The following is a 651-nucleotide window of genomic DNA, read 5'->3' on the forward strand; positions in this document are numbered from 1 at the left end:
AGGCATCGACGGTCTGGCCGACGCACCACGTTCGGGTCGCCCACCGATCTACACCCCGGCCGATCGGGCCACGGTGACCGCCTGGGCGTGCCAGTTACCGGCTGAACAGCAGGTGCCGCTGTCGCGGTGGAGCACCCCGGAGCTGGCCGCTCACCTGCGCGCCGGCGGCATCGCCGCTTCGGTGTCCACGGTGCGGCGCTGGCTGGCCGCAGACGCGCTCAAGCCCTGGCAGCACCAGTCGTGGATCTTCATGCGAGACCCCGACTTCGAGGCCAAGGCCGCCGTGGTGCTCGACCTCTACGCCCGCACCTACCAGCACAGCCCACTGGGTGCCGACGAGTACGTGATCTCCGCCGACGAAAAGCCCTCGATCCAAGCCCGCGACCGCTGCCACCGCACCCAGGCTGGCGGGCCCCGGCGCCCTGTCCGGGTCAACCACGACTACCGCCGGCGCGGTGCGCTGGCCTATCTGGCCGCCTACGACGTCCACCATGGACAGGTGTTCGGCCGCTGCGAGCCCTCCACCGGCATAACGGCGTTCACCGCCCTGGTCGACCAGGTCATGACCGCCGAGCCCTACGCGTCGGCCAAACGCGTGTTCTTCATCGTCGACAACGGCTCCTCACACCGCGGCCAAGTCGCCATCGACCG

The 651-nt window shown here is 70.2% G+C and carries 1 protein-coding gene; it reads left to right on the forward strand.

Going from position 1 to position 651, the window contains the following annotated elements:
- Positions 1 to 651, forward strand: a 651-nt coding sequence (locus FPZ47_RS27830) for an IS630 family transposase (RefSeq protein ID WP_145039829.1), incomplete at both ends; no start/stop codon positions are given.

The sequence above is a fragment of the Mycobacterium helveticum genome, from assembly GCF_007714205.1.
Taxonomy (GTDB): Bacteria; Actinomycetota; Actinomycetes; order Mycobacteriales; family Mycobacteriaceae; genus Mycobacterium; species Mycobacterium helveticum.